General features: G+C 71.3%; 3 protein-coding genes. All 3 read left to right on the plus strand.

What is annotated here, in order from left to right; all coding sequences use genetic code 11:
• Window positions 1-354, plus strand: a 354-nt coding sequence (locus tag QN345_RS18365) for a DNA-3-methyladenine glycosylase family protein (RefSeq protein ID WP_416347677.1), incomplete at its 5' end; no start/stop codon positions are given.
• 29 nt (window positions 355-383) lie between these two features.
• Window positions 384-1,259 carry a fumarylacetoacetate hydrolase family protein gene (locus tag QN345_RS18370; RefSeq protein ID WP_134449571.1) on the plus strand — a complete coding sequence of 292 codons (876 nt, stop codon included), beginning with the start codon at window positions 384-386 and terminating at the stop codon, window positions 1,257-1,259.
• A 79-nt stretch (window positions 1,260-1,338) separates the two neighbouring features.
• A partial coding sequence (locus QN345_RS18375; protein ID WP_323509040.1) for a glycosyltransferase family A protein occupies window positions 1,339-2,061 on the plus strand: 723 nt, incomplete at its 3' end.

Genomic DNA, 2,061 nt, shown 5'->3' on the forward strand with positions numbered 1-2,061 from the left:
GTGCTGCGCGGACCGGCGAGGAGGATCGCAGCGATCCTCGGCGTCGCAGAAGCGCTCGCGACCGGAGAGCTCACCCTGTCGACGGCGGATTCCCGGGAGTCCCTGACCGCGACGTTGACCGCGCTGCCCGGGATCGGACCGTGGACCGCAGGCTATGTGGCCATGCGCGTGCTCGGGAGCCCGGACATCCTCCTGACGAGCGACCTGGCCCTCCGCCAGGGCGCAGCCCGGCTCGGCCTCCCCGGCGACCCGCGCGCCCTCGCGGCCCACGGCGCCGGCTGGGCGCCCTGGCGCAGCTACGCCGGAATGCACCTCTGGCGGGCCGCCGCGCTCCCCGGGCCGGCTGCGGCGTAGCTCTCCCGATTGACGGCTACTCTAGGCAGGTGAAGTTTGCGCACCTCAGAGTTGATGGCCAGTCCACGCCCCGCCTGGCAGCGGTGTTCGCGGAATCCGCGCTTTTCCTCGACGAGATCCTCGAGGACGCCCCGCGCGACCTGCAGGACCTGATCGAACGAGGCAGCGGCGAGTACGACCGGGTGCGCGCCCTCAGCGAGAACGCGGTCGCCCACGGAGCGACGCTCACTCCGCTCGAGGAGCTGCGCTACTCATCCGCGGTGCTGCGGCCGCCGCAGATCATCGCGATCGGCGCCAACTACGCCGCGCACTCCGACGAGCTCAAGCTGCGGACGGAGACCGGCGCGATCGTGTTCTCACTCTGGCCGAATTCCCTCACCGGCCACGAGTCGACGATCTCGTGGGCCCCGGAGGTCGCCACCCAGGTCGACTACGAGGCGGAGCTCGGCGTCATCATCGGGCGCCCGGCCCGCAACGTGTCGGTGCGTGACGCCCTCGACTATGTGTTCGGCTACACGGTCGTCAACGACATCACGGCCCGCAACCTGCAGTTCTCCGAGGCGCAGTGGTCGCGGTGCAAGTCCTTCGACGGCTTCACCCCGACCGGCCCGGTCGTGGTGACCCGCGACGAGATCGCCGATCCGCAGGACCTCACGCTGACCACCCACGTCGACGGGCGCATCCTGCAGGATGCCTCGACCGGCGACATGATGCGGTCGGTCGCAGAGCTCGTGTCCTACCTCTCGCAGACCTCGACGCTGCTGCCCGGCACGCTCATCTCCACGGGCAGCCCCGGCGGCGCGGGCTACAGCCGCACTCCCCCGGTCTTCCTGCACGATGGCTCGACCGTGACGATCACCGTGGACAAGATCGGCTTCCTGACCACGCACTGCCGCACCCTCTGACGCCCCCTCGGGCGGGCCGGGAGTAGCATGTGCGGCGAGTCCGTACCCGACCCGAATCGGCGCGGCGAGAGGGGGCACCGTGACCTGCGTCTCGGTCGTGATCCCCTGCTACAACGACGCGGTCTTCCTCGAGGCGGTCCTCGCCGCACTCGGGGACCAGACCCGGCAGGCCGACGAGATCATCGTCGTCGACAACGCCTCAACGGATGCCTCGGCGCGCGTCGCCCGCGCGGCCGGCGCCGTTCTCGTGGTCGAACCGGTGCAGGGGATCTGGCCGGCCGCCGCCGCCGGCTATGACGCGGCGTCCGGCGACCTGATCGCGCGGCTCGACGCCGACTCCGTGCCACCGCCGGACTGGATCGAGCGCGTCGAGCGGATCCTCACGCTCGAGCCCCTCGTCGACGTCGTCACGGGGCCGGGTGATTTCTACGACTGCCCGCGGCTCGTGGCCGCGCTCGGGCGGTTCGTGTACCTCGGCGGGTACTTCCGGCTGATCGGGCTGTGGCTCGCGCAGCCGCCGATCTTCGGATCGAACTTCGTGATGCGGCGCACGGTCTGGGCCGAGGTGCGCACTCTCGTGCACCGGGAGCGGAACGACGTGCACGACGACCTCGACCTGAGCCTGCACCTGCCGCCCTCGGTGTCCGTGCGGTTCGACGCCACGCTCAGGGTCGGGATCTCCGCCCGGCCCTTCGACACCTGGCGCGGCGTGGCCAGGCGACTGGACTGGGCGTGCCGCACCCTTGCCCTGCACTGGCCGGACGGGTCGCCCTGCACGGCCTCTGGAACGGCGCCGCCTACC

This window comes from Cryobacterium sp. 10I1, from assembly GCF_035019805.1.
GTDB classification, from domain to species: Bacteria; Actinomycetota; Actinomycetes; order Actinomycetales; family Microbacteriaceae; genus Cryobacterium; species Cryobacterium glucosi.